The sequence below is a fragment of the Flavobacterium adiutor genome, from assembly GCF_048282555.1.
GTDB lineage: Bacteria > Bacteroidota > Bacteroidia > Flavobacteriales > Flavobacteriaceae > Flavobacterium.
This window is the reverse complement of record NZ_CP182487.1, coordinates 4527957-4550137: the sequence shown is the minus strand read 5'-3', so window position 1 is coordinate 4550137 and position 22181 is coordinate 4527957. Positions and strand designations below refer to the sequence as shown.

The window sequence follows — 22181 nt, the reverse complement described above, 5'->3', positions numbered from 1 at the left end:
CGAATCATAACTACAAGAATCCGACTTCACCCGTTGACAATAAAAAAACAAGAAATTATCTAAAAAGGGATTATAAACTTACAGGATATTCAACTGCTACCCTCATTTTCTGAGCGGCTGCAACCATTTCAATTAACGCTTTTTTGGTTTCATCCCAGTGACGTGTTTTAAGACCGCAATCCGGATTTACCCATAACTGATCTACAGGAATTACCGCTGAAGCTTTCTCTAATAATTTCACCATTTCTTCCCTTGAAGGAACTCGTGGCGAGTGAATATCATAAACTCCAGGACCAATTTCGTTAGGATATTTAAAGTCTGCAAAAGCATCCAGAAGTTCCATTTGGGAACGCGAACATTCGATTGTAATCACATCGGCATCCATATCTGCAATGTTTTGAATGATGTCGTTGAATTCGCTGTAACACATGTGGGTGTGAATTTGCGTATCATCATTTACACCGGAAGCAGAAATTCTAAATGCTTTTACAGCCCAGTCTAAATATTTCGCCCATTCTTCTTTTCTCAATGGTAAACCTTCGCGAATGGCAGGTTCGTCGATTTGAATGATTTTGATTCCGGCTTTTTCTAAATCGACCACTTCATCACGAATGGCCAAAGCAATCTGTGTGCAGGTTTCAGAACGAGGCTGATCGTTACGCACAAATGACCATTGGAGGATGGTTACCGGCCCGGTCAACATTCCTTTTACCCATTTTGGAGTCAGAGATTGTGCGTATTGTGACCATTTTACCGTCATTGGATTTGGTCTTGAGACGTCTCCGTAAATAACGGGAGGTTTTACACAGCGGCTTCCGTAACTTTGTACCCAGCCGTTTTGGGTAAACGTAAATCCGGCTAATTGCTCTCCGAAATATTCCACCATGTCGTTGCGTTCAAACTCACCGTGAACTAAAACATCAATACCGGTTTCTTCCTGAAAGCGAATGGTAGCTTCAGTTTCTTTTTCGATTAAATCATGGTATTGTTCGGTAGTCAATTCTCCTTTTTTGAATTTTGCTCTCCAGCTTCTCACCTCAGCGGTCTGAGGGAAAGAACCAATGGTTGTGGTTGGGAATAAAGGCAGGTTTAGAGCTTCAATCTGACTTTTTCTTCTTGTTTCAAAAGTACTTTTACGTTTGTCATCACAGGCTGTGATTCCGGCAACACGGGCTTTTACTTCAGGATTATGAATTAATTTTGAAGTTTTACGGTTTTCGTTTGCCACAACATTTCTTTCGTAATCAGCGGAAAACTTAACATCTGTTTCTTTTGAAGCGAATTGTTTCAATAATACAATTTCGTTTATCTTTTGTTTTGCAAAAGCCAGCCATTGTTTGATCTCGGGCGTTAATGTCTGATTGTTTGTCTCTAAGTCCAAATCGCAAGGACTGTGAATTAAGGAGCAGGACGGAGCAACTAAAATCCTGTTTTCTCCCAATACAGCCGTTGCTTTTTGGATTAATTCTAACGATTTTACAAAATCATTTTTCCAGATATTTCTTCCGTCCACAACTCCTAAAGAAAGATTTACATTTGAAGCCAGTTTTCCGGATTCTAAAATATCATCTAACTGAGAAGGGCAGCGTACCAGATCTAAGTGGAAAGTATCTACCGGCAAAGCCAAAGCCGTTTCAAGATTCTCTCCGAAACAATCAAAATAATTCGCTAAAACAATTTTAAGTTTTGGAAAATGGGTGTGAATTTGGTTATACACTTTTGTGAAAGCGGCTCTCTCTTTATCTGTTAAATTTAAAGCTAAAAAAGGCTCGTCAAACTGAATATATTCGGCATCTTCGGTTTGTAATTTCTCCAGTATTTCAAAATAAACTGGAAGTAAATTATCCAGAAGGTCAATTCGGTTAAAATCTTCTTCTTTTTCTTTTCCTAAAAGTAAGTAGGAAACAGGCCCGATTAAAACAGGTTTTGTTTTGATACCTAAATCTTTCGCTTCTTTAAATTCATTGCTTATTTTTTCTGAAAACAATTGGAATTTTTGGTTTTTTGTAAATTCAGGAACGATGTAATGGTAATTGGTATCGAACCATTTTGTCATTTCCATTGCCACAACATCCTGTCCTTCTTTTTGCGCTCCTCTCGCCATTGCAAAATACAAATCAAGGGATGAATTTGATTTGGCGAATTCATAGTAACGTTCCGGAATGGCGCCAACAGTCAGAGTTAAATCCAAGACCTGATCGTAAAAAGAAAAATCATTAGACGGAATCAGATCAACTCCTGCCTCAGCTTGTAATTTCCAGTTTTTAAGACGGATTTCTTTTCCGGCATCTATCAATTCATCAGCTGAAATTTTCCCTGCCCAGTACAATTCAGAGGCTTTTTTTAATTCTCTGTTGCTGCCAATTCTTGGGTAACCTAAATTATTTGTCTTCATTTTTATTTCAGTATTTTTTACTGAACAAATTTACATTGTTGGTTTTTAAAACTTATATTTGATTATTATTTAAGTAAATTGAGCTTTAAAAATGCTTTTTTAAAGATTATATTTCTGACAAAATATTCAAAACCGATTTTTAGCCGTAAAAAAACCTATGGAACATTTAGATAAAACCGATTTACTGATCCTGAAATACCTTCAGGAAGACTGTAATATCAATACAAAAGACCTTGCTAGTAAATTATTTCTGACGGTAACACCTGTTTACGAGCGTATCAAAAGACTGGAAAGAGAGGGTTATATAACAAAATATGTAGCACTTTTGAATAAGAAAAAAATGAACCGTAGCATGACTGTTTTCTGTAATGTACGTTTAAAAGAACATGCAAAAAATGTAGGTAGCAATTTTGTAAAAGATATTGTGGCACTACCGGAAATTATTGAATGTTATAATATTGCAGGCGATTATGATTTTATGCTGAAAATATTAGTAAAGGATATGGCTAGTTATCAGGATTTTGTGATGAATAAATTGTCAACTATTGAAAACATTGGAAATACGAATAGTATTTTTGTAATGGGCGAAATTAAACATAGTACGGCACTGGAGTTTTAATCCTTATAAAATCGTAAAATAAAATGTATTTTTGATTCTGCTAAATCATAAAATCTAAAATCGTTAATCTAATATCATAATGAACTGGGAACAACTTTTATCACTAAAACGCCAAGGCGATACTACCAAAAGATTACGTGTAGAACAAGATGACACGCGATTAGGTTTTGAAGTTGATTATGACCGAATCATATTTTCGGCTGCGTTTCGTTCTTTGCAGGATAAGACTCAGGTGATTCCGCTTTCTAAAACAGATTTTGTACATACCAGATTAACCCATAGCCTTGAGGTTTCTGTGGTTGGAAGATCATTAGGACGTTTGGTTGGGAAAAAAATCATTGAAAAATACCCGTATTTAAAAGAAGTTCATGGTTACCATATGAATGATTTTGGAGCCATTGTGGCTGCCGCTTCGTTGGCTCATGATATAGGAAATCCTCCTTTTGGACATTCTGGTGAAAAAGCAATTGGAGAGTATTTCTCAAGCGGAAAAGGATTAAAATACAAAGATAAACTTACTGCAAAGCAGTGGCAGGATCTGATTGATTTTGAAGGAAATGCCAATGGTTTTTCGGTGCTAACCGGAAGCCGTCCTGGAATAGAAGGCGGACTTAGAATTTCGTACGCAACTCTTGGCGCTTTTATGAAATATCCAAAAGAAAGTCTGCCTAAAAAACCAACTAATAATATTGCCGATAAAAAATACGGTTTTTTTCAGGCAGATAAAGTTTTTTTTCAGGAAGTTGCTGAAGATATGGGCTTGATTTCGAACAAAGAAGAGGGGGATATTGGCTTTGAAAGACATCCTCTCGCTTATCTGGTTGAAGCTGCAGATGATATCTGTTATACGATAATCGATTTTGAAGACGGCATTAATTTAGGTCTCGTTGCTGAAGATTATGCTTTAGAATATCTCATCAAACTGGTAAAAGATAATATTGGCGTTGATAAATACAATTTGTTAGAAACCAAAGAAGACCGAATCAGTTATCTTCGTGCTTTGGCGATTGGGGCGCTAATCAATGACGCTGTAGATGTTTTCATTGAAAACGAAGAAGCAATTCTGACAGGAAATTTCCCTTTTGCCTTAACAGATAAAAGCAAATACAAAGCACAGATGAATGATATTATCAAACTGAGTGTCGATAAAATCTACCAAAGCCGTGAAGTAATTGAGAAAGAAATTGTAGGCTATCAGATCATTCAGACGTTACTGGATAAATTTATAACCGCTTTTAATAACAAATATGAAGGAATCGCTTCAAACTACGATAAATTAATCCTGAAGATGCTTCCTGAAAAACATCATTTGGAAAAAGGTAATTTGTATGAGCGCCTGCTTCATATTTGTCATTACGTTTCTCTTTTAACGGATGGAAATGCGTTAGAATTATATGAAATGATTAATGGCAGAAAAAAAAGCTAATCCCATTAAAAAGCATATACAAGACCAACACCCAAAACTTGTCGTAACTGAACTTTTGGTCCGTCATCTACCTGTGATGTTGAACCTGAAACAGCATCAACGACTTCTTTCTTGGATTTAATATCATCGTCGTAAATGAGATGAAGTCCGATGTTTGCTTTTACGTATGCATTGACAACGAGATCCAGGCGGGTATCGTAATCAACATCAACATTTCCAAAGCGATTTAAATAATCAGTGTATAAAGTCAGTCTGTTTTCGTAAAAAATGTTTTTGTAAATTTCGCTTTTCATGTATCCTGTAAAAAGGATACCAAATTCAGCTTTTACTTTCTGACCTTCTTCAATTAAAATTTTATTATCCGGATTAAGAGGATCAGTGCCATAAATAGCTTCTTTAACCCCAAAAGCTCCCTGATTTGCCAAATCCTGATCTAATACCAAAGTAGTTTTTAATGTGATGGGCGAGAAATAAAAAGTTCTGTTCTTTTTCTTGTCTGAATTCTCAGCTCCGGCTCCCAGAAAGATATAAGCGGGAGCAAAAGGTTTAGAGATTGCTACATCCTTGTTTGGATATCGATAACCGTTAGTAAACTGAGTGTTAAAATTGAATTTTGCAGAATAAAACCAATTAGAAAGAGTGTCTTTTCTAAAACCATAAGTGGAGTTAAACTGGAGAGCATCATCTGTTTTTCTTAGTTCTGTACCATCTTGTTTATTCATTCCGTACTTCACAATAAGTTCATTAAACCATTTGTGATTGTCTTTCATGTATGTTCGGGTAAATTCGCCTTTAAATAATCCTGAAATAGAACTCGTTCCCCCTGCACTCCAGTTAACAAATGCAATTTCTGAAATATCAAAACCAAGTTTGTTTTTTTTAGCCCAGTTAGAAGGAGGTGGAGGTGTTTGCCCAGGATCTAATGTCGTTCTGATAATCTGAGAAAAACTATTTGTTGTAAATAAAATAAGGAATAAAAAAAGGGTTGAGCGTAATAATTTCATTAGGTTTAACTTTTGATTTCTTTTCGGCTGTGCAAAATACTTATTTTATAATCTTTTAAAAAGATTTACAAGACTTTTAACGTCAATTTTGCAAAAATTTTGTTGCTCAATTACTGTGCCATGTTCAATAAAAACATCCGGAATACCCAAAATTTCTATTTTTTTTACAAAATTATTTGCTGTTGCATACTCTAAAACCCCACTTCCGAAACCGCCAATTTTTGTTCCGTCCTCAATAGTAATGATATGGTCAAAAGAAGCTAATATTTTGTCTAACAAATCATTATCTAAAGGTTTTATAAAAGGAAAATCGTAATGGGCAATGGTTTCTGGATTTTCTAATTCTTTTAAGGCATCAATTACATTATTTCCAATCGCACCGGCAGATAAAACAGCTGTTTTTGTTCCGTGTTTTAAACAATTTGCTTTTCCAATCGAAACCGTGTTGTAATGTCCAAAATTTTCTGTTTTCCAATTTGGTAAAACACCACGTCCACGAGGATATCGAATGGCTATTGGATGATCTAATCCTAACTGGGCAGTATACAAAATATTTTGGAGAGCAATTTCATTAATTGGCGCATAAATAATCATATTTGGGATCGCTCTCAAATAAGCAATATCAAAAACGCCATGATGCGTTGCACCATCTTCGCCAACCAGACCGGCTCTGTCTAAACAAAAAATAACCGGTAAATTTTGTAATGCAACGTCATGAATCACCTGATCGTAAGCGCGTTGTAAAAAAGTAGAATAGATATTGCAATATACAATCATGCCCTGTGTTGCCATTCCGGCAGCAAGTGTTACAGCGTGCTGTTCGGCAATTCCCACGTCAAAAGCCCGCTGCGGAATTTCATCCATCATAAATTTTAAAGAACTTCCGGATGGCATTGCAGGAGTGATTCCTATAATTTTTTCATTCTTTTTGGCTAAGTCTAAAATAGTCAATCCAAAAACATCCTGATACTTTGGAGGTAGATTTTCTTCAGATTTTGAATGGATTTCTCCGGTTGAGGCATCAAATTTTCCCGGGGCATGATATTTTACCTGATTTTCTTCAGCCTGCTGCAGGCCTTTTCCTTTTGTAGTAACAATATGAAGGAACTTTGGGCCTTTTATCTTTTTTAAACGATTTAATTCTTTAATTAATGACGGAAGATCATGCCCGTCAATTGGTCCGGAATAATCAAAATTTAAAGATTTGATGATGTTATTCTGCTTCGGATTTTTCCCGTTTTTAACCGCAGTCAGGTATTTTTTTAAAGCTCCCACACTTGGATCGATTCCGATAGCATTATCGTTTAATATGACCAGAATATTAGCGTCAGTCACTCCGGCATGATTTAAGCCTTCAAATGCCATTCCGCTTGCAATTGAAGCATCTCCAATTACGGCAATGTGTTCTTTGTCAAAATCTCCTTTTAATTTAGAGGCAATCGCCATTCCGAGCACTGCAGAAATTGATGTTGAAGAGTGTCCAACGCCAAAAGGATCATAAATACTTTCTTCTCTTTTTGGAAATCCCGAAACACCGCCAAGCTGTCTGTTGGTGTGAAAATTTTCTCTTCTTTCGGTCAGAATTTTATGCCCGTATGCCTGATGGCCAACATCCCAAACTAATAAGTCTTTGGGGGTATTAAAAACATAATGTAGTGCAATTGTCAGTTCAACCACGCCTAAACTGGCGCCCAAATGCCCTTCTTTTACAGAAACTACTTCAATAATAAACTGACGTAATTCCTGAGCAACTTGTACAAGCTGCTCTTCTTGTAAGAGGCGTAAATCGGCGGGATTATAGATACCTGAAAGTAAATTGCTTTTCATTGTAAGGATAAAAAGCAAATTTACGGTTTTAAATTTAATTTTTTTGTATGAGTCTTATTTCAAAAAAAGAGGAACAGAATACTGCATTTTGATTTTTTTTCCGTTGAATTCTCCCGGTTTCCATTTAGGGCATAAGCTGAGAACTCTGATCATTTCTTTTTCAACAGATTCTTCCACAGCCGGCGAACATTCAAGAAATGAAACTGTGCCGTTTTTTTCTACAGCAAAAGCGAGATTAATATTGATTTTCCAATAACTTGCGTCTTCCGGTTTTTTATATTCTTTCATAAAAAAATTATGAAACTGTTCTATTCCACCCGGGAATTCAGCATTAGTTTGAGATGGGATTTCTGCGGCAGAAGTAGCTTTAGTGATCACCTTTGGAGAGCTGTTTTTTATATTGTTTATTTTCTCAGACTGCAGGGTTTTATTTTCTTTAGATGTTACAGATTTTACAAGATTTTCCCTTCCTGGTGATGAAAGGGAATGATTAGGATTGTTTTTGAGAGAAGTTGTTTTAGATGGAATAACTTCTTCGTTATTAATTTCCACATTTTTTTCAGGAAGTTTCAGGCTATCTTCTTTTGATAGCTGAGAGATATTTGGAATCGGTTTGGATTTGTTAATATTGTTCGTTTCTGTATCAACAACTTCAATTTCGTTATTTTCTGTCTTATTTTCATTTTTATCCGCACAGCTAAACAGCGTTTTTCCTGTGATAAAAAATGAAGCTAATAAAAACATTTTAGAGTAATATTTCTGCATATTTAAAGTGAGATTGATAATGTATAAGATGATCGGACAATGTGATTTTTTCGTTTTCCGGGAATCCATTTGGGTCCTATTTTTAAGATTCTGATAGCTTCTTCTGCTGCTTCTTTCGGAGTGTTATTGACTATGTTAAAGTTACTCAGACTGCCATCCTCTTCTACCACAAATAAGACAGCAATTTTATCTTTAGTTGATGCAGTATAATTTTTATTGAAAAATTTATAGAATTTTTTCATCCCATTTTCAGGAACAGGTAAAACATCCAGATCAGTTTGATTATAGATAATATGATACTTAAAATTTCCGGTCTGACTAACATTAGGAGGAATTATTGCTCCCATCGTGATAGCGTTGTCGTGTTTTATTTTTTTAGGCTTTTTAGATTCTATCTCATGTCCATAACATTTTGAAACAACTTCTTCATCCTGATTTTGTTCAGTATTGTCAACAACTTCAATCTTATCAATTTTCTTTTTGTTTCCATTTTTATCGGCACAGCTAAACAAGGTTGTTCCCATCGCAATAAACAATGCCAGTAAAAATATTTTATGATAATGCGTTTGAGAATATAAAACACGATCCGGAATTTGTATGGTAATAGAATCTAATTGCGATTTTTTAAATCTGCCGCAAATACTTCCATTTTGATTTTGAATGAAAAAATGCTGAATTTCATCTGGAAGCATGGTAGTAAAATCAACTACCGTTTTGGAACAGCTCATACAGAAACGACCATTATCTTTTGGCGTCATCTTATCCCAGTTTTCCTGGCAGGGTTTCGGTATGGTGATTTTGTAATTTCTTTCCATGCTTGAATTTGAGGATTTAAAAGTAATAAAAATAAAGTGTAAAGTTATATTTTTGCAATTATGATAAATCCCTTTACCGACGAATATTTTATGAAAAAAGCTTTGCAGGAAGCTGAAATAGCTTTTAATAAAGGCGAGATTCCTGTTGGAGCTGTAATTGTTGTGGCTGATAAAGTGATTGCAAGCAGTCATAATTTAACGGAATTATTGAACGATGTTACAGCACATGCCGAAATGCAGTCGATAACCGCAGCAGCAAATTTTCTGGGAGGGAAATATTTAAAAGACTGCACGCTTTATGTTACTTTAGAACCTTGTCAGATGTGTGCCGGTGCGTTGTACTGGAGCCAGATTTCGAAAATTGTTTTTGGTGCCCGTGATGAACAACGCGGATTTATGAATATGGGAACAAAACTGCATCCCAAAACTACTGTCGTTTCAGGAGTTATGGCCAATGAAGCTGCCGATTTAATGAAACGTTTTTTTCTGGAAAGAAGGAAATAATCTTTTTGAAAACCTAAAGCCCTAGCCCAGATGGAAACGGCATCCTTTTTATTCGCTTTTTTGCGAATAAAAAGATATAGTGTACAGCTGGAAATAGCTCCGGATTATTTATATAGCAACTTATAAACTTCAACAAAAGTAAAATAATTGTCGTAAGGAAATTTCTTCTAAAAATATTTTACTTTTAACATAATTTAAATTACTTTTTACTGTTATGCAATTAATAGTAAATTCTGTTAATTTTATATTTTTCTAACTCATTAACTCTAAATCAAGTGAAAAAAGGATTATTTCTCGTGCTCTCTGTGTTTTTTATTTTTCAATCCTGCGGAAGAAAATCAGCTGCAGATTTTAATTCCGATTTTTCACTATTTAAAGACTATATAGTCAGCTTTACCGGCGGAATTGTTTCTTCCGATTCTGATATTCGTGTGGTTTTGGCTTTTGATAAAAACGACTGGAAACCGAATCAGGAACTGGATGACGATTTGTTTGATATTTCTCCAAGTGTAAGCGGAAAGGTGGTAGCGCTTTCGACTAATACCTTAGCTTTTATCCCGGAGAAGAAACTAAAACCAGGAACAGAATATCAGGTAACTCTACACTTAGATAAGCTGACTGCAATTCCAAAAGAGAAAGAAGAGGAACTTTCAAAATTCAACTTTACAGTTAAGACTGTTAAACAGGATTTTACTATAAATACAGCAGATATCCAGTCGTACAGCAAAGAATATCAATATTTAAACTGTGTTTTAAAAACGGCAGATAATATTGATTTGGAAACAGCAAAAAAATTAGTTGAAGCCAGGCAAAAAGGAAATGATCTTAAAATTAAGTTTGACAGAAATACCGCTTCAGGCAAAGAGTTTCATTTTATAATTGACAGTATTCAGCGTTATTCTGAAGCCACAAATCTTGAAATTATTTATGATGGAGATGATTTTGATATCGATCAGAAAGGACAAATCGATTTTCCGATTACGAGTATCAACGAGTTTAAAGTTATAAAAGTTGAGGTTCCTGATGGGAATAATCAGTCGGTGGTAATCAATTTTTCTGAACCTTTGGAAAAAGGGCAGGATTTTGCAGGATTAGTTTCAATTCAGAATACTAATAATTTGAAATTTTCTACTCAGGGGAATTTACTAAAAGTTTATTTTACGAATCAAAACGCTCCTAAAAAGGAAGAGCCGGTAGTGGTAGCTGTAGAAGAACCAGTTGCTGCTGTGGATTCTGCTGCTGCTGTTGTAGATTCGGCGTCTGTTGCAGTTGATTCAGCTGCCGCTGTTGTAGAAGAAGTTGTTGAATATGTGCCGGATGAAGAACCGGAACAGGTTATTACAGGAGAATTATTGTTAGAAGTTTTTCAGGGAATTGAAAGCCAGTACGGCAAAAAGCTGGAAGCAAATTATACAGAAAAAATCTCTTTTGACCAGATAAAACCAAATGTCCGCTTTATTAAAAACGGAACGATTCTGCCAAGTTCAAATAATTTAAAACTGAATTTTGAAGCTGTAAATCTAAGCGCAGTAGATGTAAAAGTGTATAAAATTTACAAAAATAATATTCTGCAGTTCCTTCAGTACAATGAATTAAACGGAGCGCAGAATCTCAAGAAGGTGGCACAGCCAATTGCCAAAACAACACTCAACTTAAAAGAAAGTACGCTTGTAAATTTAACCAAATGGAATACATACGCCCTGGATTTGTCTAAAATTATAAAGCCAGAACCAGGAGCCATTTACAGAGTGGAGTTTGTATATAAAAAGAAATATTCGCTTTATAAATGCGAAGTATCAGACGATAGTGATGATGAAGCAGAGGAAGAAGAAATTGATGAAAATGATGTAAACTACAGCGAAAATTCGTATGACGATTACTCATACTACGATGATTATGACTGGCGAGAAAGCGAAGATCCTTGCTCAGGGTCATATTATTATAATGCTAAAATCGCAACCAATATTCTGGCGACAGATTTAGGTGTAATTGCAAAGCGAGGCGAAAATAAATCGTATTTATTTGCAGTAAATAATATTGTAACAACAGAACCTGTTTCGAATGCGAAAGTAGATTTATATAATTTTCAACAGCAGAAAATTACTACTGGGAACACTGATAGTGATGGGATTGCATCTTTTCAACTGGATAGATTCGCTTATTTTGCCATTGTGACTTTAGGTGATCAGTCAACGTATGTGAAGCTGGATGACGGACTTTCGTTATCGGTTAGTAACTTTGATGTTGCGGGTGAGACTTTGCAAAAAGGTCTGAAAGGATTTATTTACGGAGAAAGAGGCGTTTGGCGTCCGGGGGATAATTTGTATTTGTCCTTTATTTTGAATGACGCAGCGAATAAATTGCCAAAGTCACATCCAATCAAATTCAGATTAAACGATCCGAATGGAAAAACGGTTTACCAAACTGTTCAAAAAACAAATGAATTAAATCATTATGCTTTTATAGTTCCGACAAACCAAGATGCACCAACAGGAAACTGGGAAGCAATGGTAAGCGTTGGAGGAGCAAAATTCTATAAGAGCATCAAGATTGAAACGATCAAACCAAATCGTTTGAAAATTAAAAATACGTTTAGCAGAAAAACACTTTCTTCATCGTATCCAAATACAGATAATCTGGAAGTAACATGGCTTCATGGGGCAATTGCGAAGAATTTGAATGTAGAAATGCAGGCTAAATTCTCTCAGCAAGCCACAACTTTCAAAGGATACGAAAAATATACTTTTGATGATTTAGCACGTCAGTTCAGCACAGAAGAAATCAATGTTTTCTCAGGGAAATTAAATGAAAGCGGAAAAGCTTCGGTAAACATTCAGCCGAGATTACAAGGTCAGGCGCCGGGAATGCTTCGTGCTTCATTCATTACAAAAGTGTATGAAGAAGGAGGAGATTTTAGTACTGATGTAATGTCAACAACTTATTCGCCGTATAAAACGTATGTCGGAATTAAATCGCCGGAACCTAATAAATATGGCATGCTGGAAACCAGAACCAACAACCGTTTTGAAGTTGTTACCGTTGATGAAAACGGAAGACCAAAATCGGTTCGTAATCTCGAAGTGAGAATTTACAAAGTAGAATGGAGATGGTGGTGGGATTCATCAAGCGATAATTTATCAAATTACAATTCATCGAATGCTACAACATCCTATAAGTCCACTATAATAAATACCGATTCCAGTGGAAGAGGAAGTTTTCAGTTTGCTTTGACGGATGAAGAATGGGGACGTTATTTAATTCGTGTGGAAGATCAGGAAGACGGTCATGCGGCTTCTCTAACTGTAAATATAGACTGGCCAATCTGGTCGGGGAAAACAAGAAACAGAGACGCTTCAACAGCCAATATGCTGGTTTTTTCTACAGATAAAAAGAACTATGCAGTGGGAGAAAAAGCACAAATTTCTTTCCCTTCAAGTGAAGGTGGACGTGCTTTAATTTCAATCGAAAACGGATCAAGGGTAGTGCAGACTATCTGGGCAGAAACTAACAAAGGGGAAACCAAAGTTGAAGTTCCAATTACAGGAGCAATGGCACCAAATGTGTATTTCAATATTACGTTGTTGCAGCCGCATGCTTCAACTAAAAACGATTCGCCAATTCGTATGTACGGAATTGTTCCGATTGAAGTAGTAGATAAAAACACTATTTTGGCACCAACACTTTCAATGCCTGATGTTCTGAAACCCGAACAAGATTTTACGGTTAAAGTAGGCGAAAAATCAGGTAAAGAAATGACCTATACCATTGCCGTTGTCGATGAAGGACTTTTAGATTTAACCCGTTTTAAAACACCAAATGCCTGGGATAGTTTTTACGTTCGGGAAGCTTTAGGAGTAAAAACCTGGGATATTTATGATGATGTAATCGGAGCTTATGGTGGAAAAATAAATCAGATTTTTAGTATTGGTGGAGATCAGGATTTAGGCGGTGGAAAAGCTAAAAAAGCCAATCGTTTTAAACCAGTTGTATTGTACTACGGACCATTTAAATTAGGAAAAGGAGAAACGAAATCGCATCAATTAAAATTGCCTAAATATATTGGTTCAGTCCGGACAATGGTTGTGGCGGGAGATGCGAATACAAGCGCTTACGGAAGTGTTGAAAAAGCAACGCCTGTTAAGAGTCCGGTGATGGTGTTGGCTTCACTGCCAAGAAAAATTTCGCCATCAGAAAAAGTAACGCTTCCGGTAACGGTTTTTGCAACTGAAAACAAAATTAAAAATGTTTCCGTTCAGGTTAAAACAAGTAACGGGTTGAAAGTAGTAGGAAGTGCAGTTCAGAGGCTGAACTTTAAACAGCCGGATGAAAAAATGGCTTATTTTAATTTGGTTGTAGGTTCTGCAACTGGAATAGCAAAAGTTCAGGTAATCGCAACATCTGGAAGTGAGAAATCCGTTTATGATGTTGAAATCGATATGACCAATCCAAATCCGGTTACAAGTACTTTTACCGATGTTGTTTTAACGCCAAATAGTACCAAAACAATTTCATGGAAAACCTTTGGAATTGCTGGAAGTAATAAAGCAAGATTGGAAGTTTCGTCAATGCCATCGATGAATCTGAACGGAAGATTGCAATTCTTGATTCAATATCCACACGGTTGTGTAGAGCAAACGACTTCCTCTGTTTTTCCTCAATTGTATTTAGGAGATGTAGCCGATATTGATACAAAACGCAAAGATCTGATTCAGAAAAATATTGCGGCTGGAATTGCTAGGCTGGGTAATTTCCAATTATCAAATGGAGGATTGCCTTATTGGCAAGGAAATGCAATTGCAGACGACTGGGGAACTTCTTATGCTGGACATTTCTTGATTGAAGCGGAGAAAAAAGGATATGTATTGCCAATTAATTTCAAATCAAAATGGCTTTCGTATCAACAGCGCGAAGCAAAACAATGGCGTTTTGAACCAAAATACGGAAATGATTTAGCGCAGGCGTATCGTTTATACACTTTGGCTTTAGCCGGAAATGCCGATTTATCTTCAATGAACAGATTAAGAGAAACCAAGGGGATTTCAAACGAAAGTAATTTGCGTTTAGCTGCAGCTTATGTTTTGGCAGGACAAAAATCGGCTGGACAAAGCCTGTTTTTACGTACCAGTATTGATGGAAGTTCAGATGGCTACAGTTATTACTATTATGGATCAAATGAGAGAAACAGAGCGATGGCTTTAGAAACGATGCTTCTTCTGGGGCAAAAGCAAAAAGCTTTTACAACAGCTGTAAAACTGGCGAAAGAAATGTCGGCGAATCAATGGATGAGTACGCAGACAACTGCTTATTGTTTATACGCAATGTCAAAATTTGCAGTGAGCAACGGTCCAAAAGGGATTAATATCCAGTTTAGTAAAAACGGAAAGGGAGAAACCATAAACACAGGAAAATCTGTTGCAGACCGAAGTTTATCTGTTGCTTCTGGTACAAACAGTATTACGCTTAAAAATAACAAAGCCAATACGGTTTATGTTCGTGTTTTGAACACCGGAATTCTGCCAATCGGTCAGGAAAATGCAGTTCAAAGCGATGTTACAGCTTCTATTGTTTTCAAAAACAGAAAAGGAAGTGTAATCAATGTTTCGAAAATCAATCAGGGAACTGAATTTGTTGCCGAGGTTACAATTAAAAACCAAAGGGGAGAAAGCATTCAAAACGTAGCTTTGTCGCAGATTCTGCCTTCAGGATTTGAAATTGTAAATACTCGTTTTACCGATTATGGAGATGCCGTAAATAACACTGCAGATTATATTGATATCCGCGATGACAGAACAAATTTCTATTTCGGAATGAAAGCCAGAGAAACTAAAGTTTTCCGTATTCTGCTAAATGCATCATATTTAGGGAATTATTATCTGCCAGGTTTACAATGTGAAGCAATGTACGATAATACATTCTTAGCAAGAACAAAAGGATTCTGGGTTGAGGTGGTGAAGTAAAATTTATTAGCAACACGTATCCTAACAGGTTTCCAAAACCTGTTAGTTATCATAATTACGTTTTAGGAAAGAAAATAACATACCTAACAGGTTTTGAAAACCTGTTAGGATTTAAAAAAGAGTAATAGTTTGGAGAAAGATGTTTTTGAGGCTGGGCAATATTATCATGTGTATAATCGAGGAAATAATGGGGAGAATATTTTTGTTGAAGAGAAAAACTACAACTATTTTTTAGAAAAGCTTAAAAAATATATTTTGCCAATTGCTGATGTTTATGCTTATTGTTTGCTCAAAAATCATTTTCATATTGTTCTAAGAATAAAAGATAAAATTACTCTACCTGAAAAGTTTAAAGAAAAAATTCATCTTCCATTTTCAAATTTATTTAACTCTTATTCTAAAAGCATAAACAAGGCTTATGATAGAACAGGGAGTTTGTTTCAGGAACATTTACAAAGAAACAGAATCGAAAACGAAAATTATTTGAAACAGCTGATAGTTTATGTTCACTTGAATCCTGTAAAACATAAATTTTCTAAAGATTTTCAATCTTACAAACATTCATCTTGGCGTTCATATTTGTCAAGTAAACCAAGTAATATTGATCGTCAATTTATTCTTGAAATGTTTGATGATTTAGAAAATTTCATATTTTCTCATGATGAAAGAAGATTGATTTATGAAGGAATAATTAATGAGATTAACTTACAAGATGAATAGAAAATTATATTTGTTGATTATCCTAACAGGTTTCCAAAACCTGTTAGGTATTTATAAGATGTAAAGTTTAGATGAGTTTTTTCTTTTAGGAATAGATAGAGAATAACTAACAGGTTTCAAAACCTATTAGGATATGAAATAACAATATAATTTTGAAAAATAAAGTAAAAGCGTTTCTTCAGCGCATTATAAACTGGATAAAAAGAAATAAAATAAAATCAGCAATTGCATTTGTGCTCTTGCTGATTTACTATTTTTCGATACCCCGAACTTTATTTAAAGAACCCTATTCAACCGTAATAGAAAGCAAAGAAGGAGAACTTCTCGCAGCTAAAATTGCCAGAGACGGACAATGGCGTTTTCCGGCTCAGGACAGTGTTCCGGATAAGTTCAAAAAATGTATTGTTTATTTTGAAGACGAATACTTCTATAGACATCCCGGTTTTAATCCCGGTGCAATGATCAATGCTTTTAAACAAAATAGAAAAGCAGGAAAAGTAGTCAGAGGTGGAAGTACGCTAACACAGCAAGTTGTAAGATTATCCCGAAAAGGAAAAAATAGAACCTATTTCGAAAAAATAATAGAAATTATTCTTGCCACCAGATTAGAATTAGGGTATTCTAAAAATGAAATTCTTGAAATGTACGCAGCACACGCACCATTTGGAGGAAATGTTGTTGGACTGGAAATGGCTTCATGGCGTTATTTTGGCGTTCAGTCGAATCAGCTTTCATGGGCAGAAAATGCTGTTTTAGCCGTTTTGCCAAATGCACCAAGTCTGATTTATCCGGGAAAAAATCAAATTAAACTTTTAAATAAACGAAACCGGCTTTTATTAAAATTGCATCAGGAAGGGATAATCGACAGGCAGACATACGAACTTTCGATAGAAGAACCATTGCCTCAAAAGCCATATGACTTGCCTCAAATTGCGCCACATTTGCTTCAAAGAGTGGCTAAAAATGAAGAAGGAACAAGAGTCAAAACCACAATTGACTACGCTTTACAAAACAGAGTCAATCAAATAGTGCGATATTATTACAATCAATACAAACAGAATGAAGTTCACAATCTGGCTATTTTAGTAATTGATGTTCAGAGTAGAAATGTGATGAGTTATGTTGGAAACTCTCCAGCAGATGCCGATCATCAAAAAGATGTTGACATTATCGATGCGCCAAGAAGTACAGGAAGTATCTTGAAACCACTTTTATATGGCGCTATGCTAGATGATGGTGAATTACTGCCGAATACTTTAATTGCCGATATTCCAACGCAGATTTCAGGTTATACACCGCAAAACTTTAATCTGACTTTTGACGGAGCTGTTCCGGCACATCGCGCATTGTCACGTTCATTGAATATTCCGGCAGTTTTAATGCTTCAGGATTTTGGTGTAAATAAGTTTTACGAAGAACTGCAGAAATTCAAATTAAAGAATATCAATAAAACGCCAGATCATTACGGATTGTCACTGATTTTAGGAGGCGCAGAAAGTAATTTATGGGATTTATGCCGAACCTATGCCAATCTTTCTTCTACAGTCAATTATTACTCAAAAAATAAAGGGCAATACAGAACCAACGAATTTACCGAACTGAATTATAAAAATGATTTTAAGCCCGACTTTGGTTCAAAAACGAATCAAAAGAATATTTTAGGAGCAGGATCAATTTGGCTGACTTATAATGCAATGGAAGAAGTTAACAGACCTGAAGGAGATGAAGCCTGGAAGTTTTATGACAGTTCGCTCAAAATTGCCTGGAAAACCGGAACCAGTTTTGGAAATCGGGATGCCTGGGCTATTGGTACCAATTCCAGATATGTGGTTGGAGTTTGGGTTGGAAATGCAACAGGAGAAGGGCGTCCGACTTTAACAGGAGTAACAAGCGCAGCCCCTATTTTGTTTGACGTTTTCAATTTATTACCAAGACAAAGATGGTTTGATACTCCGTACAATGATTTGGCAGAAGTTGAGGTTTGTCGCTTAAGTGGTTATCTGGCAAAAGATAACTGTCCTAAAATAAAACAGTGGGTTTCTAAAAAAGGAAAATCGACTAAAGCCTGTCCCTATCATAAAACCATTCATTTAGATAAAACGGAGCAGTTTCAGGTCAACAGCAGCTGTGAAAGCGTGGATAATATTGTGACTAAAAACTGGTTTGTACTGCCTCCGGTCATGGCTTGGTATTACAAAAGCCAGCATATAGAATATCTGCCCCTGCCTCCGTTTAAAGAAGGATGCGAAGGAACACAAACCGCAACAATGGATTTTATTTATCCAAAAGCAAATAGTAAAATCTACTTGACAAAAGATTTTAACAGCAACGTACAGCCTGTAATTTTAAAAGTCGCTTATTCTGAAAGAGATAAAGAGTTGTTTTGGTATGTGGATGATGTGTACAAAGCCACAACCAAAACTTTTCATGAATTACAAATTACGCCAGCAACAGGAACTCATTACATAACAGTTGTTGATGCGTTTGGAAATGAAATTAGAAGGAGAATTGAAATTATTAGAGAATAAAAAGGAATTCTAATTTCCATAAAAAATCATTGATTGTCAGTCTGAGCGGGAGTCGAAACCTTTCTGTCTGTAAAGTCCTTCGGCAGCGCTCAGGAGGATATTGAAGATTTGTTTAGTTTTTTTTACTACTATAAAATTAATTCGTGAATTCGTGGCGAAAAAAAAGCTATAAAAAAACCGCCAGTCTTTCGAAAGGCGGTGTTTGTTTTATTCTGAAATAACATTTCCTTTTTTATCGTAGAAATGATATTCTAAATACGTGTAAGCGTCACGAGGTATGATTTTCACCCATTTCTTATGTTCAAAAAACCATTTTGAACGTAAGGATGGAAAACCTTTACTGAGGTATGCAGCCACAAAGGGATGTGTATTAAGAACAACATTTTTGTGGGTTTTAAGAAGCCGGTCTAAATCAGATGAAATTTTATCGATAATTAAGATAGGTGCTTCAATTTCACCATTTACTTTATTAGGATCTTCTTCTCTGGTTTTAATGTTGACTTCGGGTCTTACTCTTTGCCTTGTAATCTGGACTAAGCCAAATTTACTTGGAGGCAATATTTTGTGTTTTGCTTTATCGTCGCTCATTTCTTCTCGCAAGAAGTCGAACAGGATCTTCCTGTTTTCTGGATTAGACATATCGATAAAATCAACAACTATGATTCCGCCCATATCCCGCAGACGAAGCTGTCTGGCGATTTCTGCTGCTGCAATCATATTAACTTCCATGGCGGTATCTTCCTGATTCGTTGCTTTATTCGAACGGTTACCGCTGTTTACGTCTATAACGTGCAGAGCTTCAGTGTGTTCTATAATTAGATAAGCACCTTTGCTCATCGAAACCGTTCTTCCGAAAGAAGTTTTGATTTGTCTCTCTATATTGTATTTCTCAAAAATCGGAGTATCGTTTGATTGATAAAACTTGACAATTGATTGTTTTGAAGGTGCAATTTCCTGCAGATAATCCTTCGTTTGATGATACAACTCTTCATCATCTATCTGAATGCCACTAAAGGTATCATTAAATACATCCCTCAATATTGAAGAAGCCCTGTTAAGCTCTCCTAATACTTTGGATGGATGATGAGCAGTTGGTAATTTTTTACACATTGCAGTCCATCTGCCAAGCAGGTTCTGCAAATCTTTTTCTAATTCGGCTGTATTTTTGCCTTCGGCTACTGTACGAACAATAACACCAAATCCTTTAGGTTTGATCGATAGAACAAGTTTTTTTAAGCGGTCCTTTTCTTTTTTGTCTTCTATTTTTTGCGAAATAGAAACACGATCAGAAAACGGAACCAGAACAATAAATCTTCCTGCCAGAGAAAGCTCAGCGCTTATTCTTGGGCCTTTGGTCGATATAGGTTCTTTTACAACTTGAACTAAGACAGATTGATTGGCACTTAAAATATCAGTAATGATGCCATCTTTGTCAATCTCTTTTTCAAACTGAAAGGTTTTTAGGGAGAAATCTTTTAATTTACCTGCGCTTACAAGTTTTATGAATTTCAGCTGGGAAGCTAAGTTTGGACCTAAATCGTGATAATGTAAAAAAGCATCTTTTTCGAAGCCAACATTTACAAAAGCAGCATTAAGTCCGGCAACTGGTTTTCGTATTTTGGCAATAAAAATATCACCAACCTGAAAGTTGCTTGTCTCTTGTTCCTTGTGTAATTCAATTAGTTTTCCATCTTTTAATAAGGCAAAATCTACGGCTTCAGAACTAGATCTAATGATCAATTCTTTATTCACTCTGTAAATTTTTATCCAGACTTTTAGTTTCAGGTTTTAGGTTTCAAGTTTCAGGTTTTACAACTCATAACTCATAACTTATTAACTCATAACTGAATTGTAAGGATGGATTAAACAATATTTTTAACAGGTATTAACCCGGCGAAAACTAGTTGGCAGTTTGCAGTTGTAAGTGTTCAGCTGACTGAATGCTTGATGCTGCTGACTGAATACTAATTTTCAATTTCAATGAACGTTTAAAAAGAAAAAAGTAGTTTTAAAACTACTTTTTCTTTTTGTGACGGTTAGCTCTCGCTCTTTTTTTTCTTTTGTGAGTAGCTACCTTATGTCTCTTTCTTTTTTTACCACTTGGCATATCGTATCGATTTTATGATTAATTAATAGTGTTATTTTGCTTCGTTGTTTGTTTTTACTCCTTCTACAAAAACTTTTGCAGGTTTAAAAGCAGGAATATTGTGTGCAGGAATTTTGATTGTGGTATTTTTAGAGATGTTTCTTCCTGTTTTCTCAGCTCTGGTCTTTACGATGAAACTTCCGAAACCTCTTAGGTAAACGTTGTCACCAGTTTCTAATGAAGTCTTAACTTCTTCCATAAAAGTTTCAACTGTTGCCTGAACGTCTCCTTTTTCAAGACCTAGTTTCTCTGAAATCTTCGCTACGATATCTGCTTTCGTCATTTTCTTTCCTGTTTTTATTTTATAAATGATGTACTATTTTTTTGAGGATGCAAATATAGGAATTAAAAAAATAATTAATCAAGCTAATTCGTTAAATTTTAATTACATAAAGATTTACTTTTGTTTTCTAAGTATTTTAAAATGAATTTTCATAACACACTGATAAATTGGTATTTACAAAATAAACGTGATTTGCCTTGGCGTAATACGGTAAATCCGTATCATATTTGGCTCTCAGAAATTATGCTCCAGCAGACAAGAGTGGTGCAGGGAATGCCATATTTTTTTTCATTTACAAATGAATTTCCTACTGTTTTTGATTTAGCTAATGCTGATGAAGAAAAAGTTCTAAAACTCTGGCAGGGATTAGGATATTATTCACGGGCAAGAAATCTGCACGAAACTGCCCAATATATAGCCAATGATCTAAAAGGAATTTTTCCAACTACTTATAATGATTTACTAAAGTTAAAAGGAGTAGGTGAATATACAGCTGCCGCAATTGCTTCCTTTTCTTATAATGAAGCTGTACCGGTTGTTGATGGAAATGTGTTTAGGGTTCTTTCCCGCTATTTTGATATTGAATCCGATATCGCTTTGCCGGCAACCAAGAAAGAATTTACAGCCCTTGCGTATGAATTAATGCCAAAAGAAAATCCAGCCATTTTTAATCAGGCGATAATGGAATTTGGTGCTTTGCAATGTGTGCCTAAAAGTCCAGATTGTTCTGTATGTGTTTTTAATGACAGTTGTCTGGCTCTGAAAAAGAAAAAGGTTGACACTCTGCCTGTAAAATCTAAAAAACTAAAAATCACAAATCGTTTCTTTAATTATCTGGTGTTAGAAGATGATTTAGGTAATACTTTAATTCAAAAACGGACTTCCAAAGGGATCTGGCATAATTTATATGAGTTTCCTTTACTGGAAACAGATAAAATTGTTGATTTTGATTTTGTTTCAAGAATAATTAGAGAAGAGATTTTATCTTCTTATACAATTACCGGGGTAGAAGAATGTTCACATGCGACAGTAATTCATAAACTTTCACATCAGCATCTGCATATTCAGTTCTGGAAAGTAAAAATCAGTGATATTTTATCTAATGGTTTGAATTGTAATGAATTAAAAGAGTTTCCTTTTCCGATTGTGATTTATAATTTTATTGAAAAGGAAGAAATTTGTCGTTGAAAAA

14 protein-coding genes are annotated in these 22181 nt (G+C 35.4%); 7 read left to right on the top strand and 7 right to left on the bottom strand.

The window, feature by feature from the left end; translation table 11 throughout:
- Positions 1–70 precede the first annotated feature (70 nt).
- A complete protein-coding gene (metE, locus tag ACNC7R_RS19270) occupies positions 71–2395 on the bottom strand; it encodes a 5-methyltetrahydropteroyltriglutamate--homocysteine S-methyltransferase (protein ID WP_417942650.1) in 2325 nt (774 codons plus the stop codon).
- Between the two features lie 157 nt (positions 2396–2552).
- Here metE and ACNC7R_RS19265 point away from each other — a divergent pair, with 157 nt between their 5' ends.
- Complete coding sequence (locus ACNC7R_RS19265; RefSeq protein WP_417942649.1) at positions 2553–3014, top strand: Lrp/AsnC family transcriptional regulator; 462 nt, start codon at positions 2553–2555, stop codon at positions 3012–3014.
- 79 nt (positions 3015–3093) lie between these two features.
- Positions 3094–4440 carry a deoxyguanosinetriphosphate triphosphohydrolase gene (locus tag ACNC7R_RS19260; RefSeq protein WP_417942648.1) on the top strand — a complete coding sequence of 449 codons (1347 nt, stop codon included), beginning with the start codon at positions 3094–3096 and terminating at the stop codon, positions 4438–4440.
- A gap of 5 nt (positions 4441–4445) precedes the next feature.
- Here ACNC7R_RS19260 and ACNC7R_RS19255 read toward each other — a convergent pair whose 3' ends face one another.
- Genes ACNC7R_RS19255 through ACNC7R_RS19240 form a run of 4 tightly spaced genes read right to left on the bottom strand, consistent with a single transcriptional unit; the run spans position 4446 to position 8851 of the window.
- A complete protein-coding gene (locus ACNC7R_RS19255; RefSeq protein WP_417942647.1) occupies positions 4446–5444 on the bottom strand; it encodes a DUF3078 domain-containing protein in 999 nt (332 codons plus the stop codon).
- Between the two features lie 45 nt (positions 5445–5489).
- Positions 5490–7271 (bottom strand): 1-deoxy-D-xylulose-5-phosphate synthase, encoded by a 1782-nt coding sequence (locus ACNC7R_RS19250; RefSeq protein WP_417942646.1) that lies wholly within the window; start codon positions 7269–7271, stop codon positions 5490–5492.
- A 54-nt stretch (positions 7272–7325) separates the two neighbouring features.
- The gene (locus ACNC7R_RS19245) at positions 7326–8036 is read right to left on the bottom strand and encodes a hypothetical protein (protein WP_417942645.1); all 711 of its coding nucleotides are present in this window, start codon (positions 8034–8036) and stop codon (positions 7326–7328) included.
- 2 nt (positions 8037–8038) lie between these two features.
- Positions 8039–8851 carry an energy transducer TonB gene (locus tag ACNC7R_RS19240; protein WP_417942644.1) on the bottom strand — a complete coding sequence of 271 codons (813 nt, stop codon included), beginning with the start codon at positions 8849–8851 and terminating at the stop codon, positions 8039–8041.
- A 60-nt stretch (positions 8852–8911) separates the two neighbouring features.
- Between ACNC7R_RS19240 and ACNC7R_RS19235 the strand changes: the two genes are divergently transcribed.
- From ACNC7R_RS19235 to pbpC, 4 genes are all read left to right on the top strand, one after another.
- On the top strand, positions 8912–9355 hold the full coding sequence (locus ACNC7R_RS19235) for a nucleoside deaminase (RefSeq protein WP_417942643.1): 444 nt from the start codon (positions 8912–8914) through the stop codon (positions 9353–9355).
- Between the two features lie 275 nt (positions 9356–9630).
- Positions 9631–15312 (top strand): alpha-2-macroglobulin family protein, encoded by a 5682-nt coding sequence (locus ACNC7R_RS19230; RefSeq protein ID WP_417942642.1) that lies wholly within the window; start codon positions 9631–9633, stop codon positions 15310–15312.
- A gap of 129 nt (positions 15313–15441) precedes the next feature.
- Complete coding sequence (locus tag ACNC7R_RS19225) at positions 15442–16032, top strand: transposase (protein WP_417942641.1); 591 nt, start codon at positions 15442–15444, stop codon at positions 16030–16032.
- A gap of 152 nt (positions 16033–16184) precedes the next feature.
- Positions 16185–18560, top strand: coding sequence for a penicillin-binding protein 1C (gene pbpC / locus ACNC7R_RS19220; protein ID WP_417942640.1), 2376 nt, complete (start codon positions 16185–16187; stop codon positions 18558–18560).
- Positions 18561–18767: 207 nt separating this feature from the next.
- Here the strand turns inward: pbpC and ACNC7R_RS19215 are convergent, their stop codons facing one another.
- Both ACNC7R_RS19215 and ACNC7R_RS19210 read right to left on the bottom strand, forming a co-directional pair.
- Positions 18768–20312, bottom strand: a complete 1545-nt coding sequence (locus tag ACNC7R_RS19215; protein ID WP_417942639.1) for an Rne/Rng family ribonuclease — start codon at positions 20310–20312, stop codon at positions 18768–18770.
- Positions 20313–20698: 386 nt separating this feature from the next.
- Entirely contained in the window at positions 20699–21007 is a 309-nt protein-coding gene (locus ACNC7R_RS19210; protein WP_269237889.1) for an HU family DNA-binding protein, read from the bottom strand.
- Positions 21008–21130: 123 nt separating this feature from the next.
- On the opposite strand from ACNC7R_RS19210, the gene mutY reads away from it, so the two are divergent.
- On the top strand, positions 21131–22177 hold the full coding sequence (mutY, locus tag ACNC7R_RS19205) for an A/G-specific adenine glycosylase (RefSeq protein ID WP_417942638.1): 1047 nt from the start codon (positions 21131–21133) through the stop codon (positions 22175–22177).
- Positions 22178–22181 lie beyond the last annotated feature (4 nt).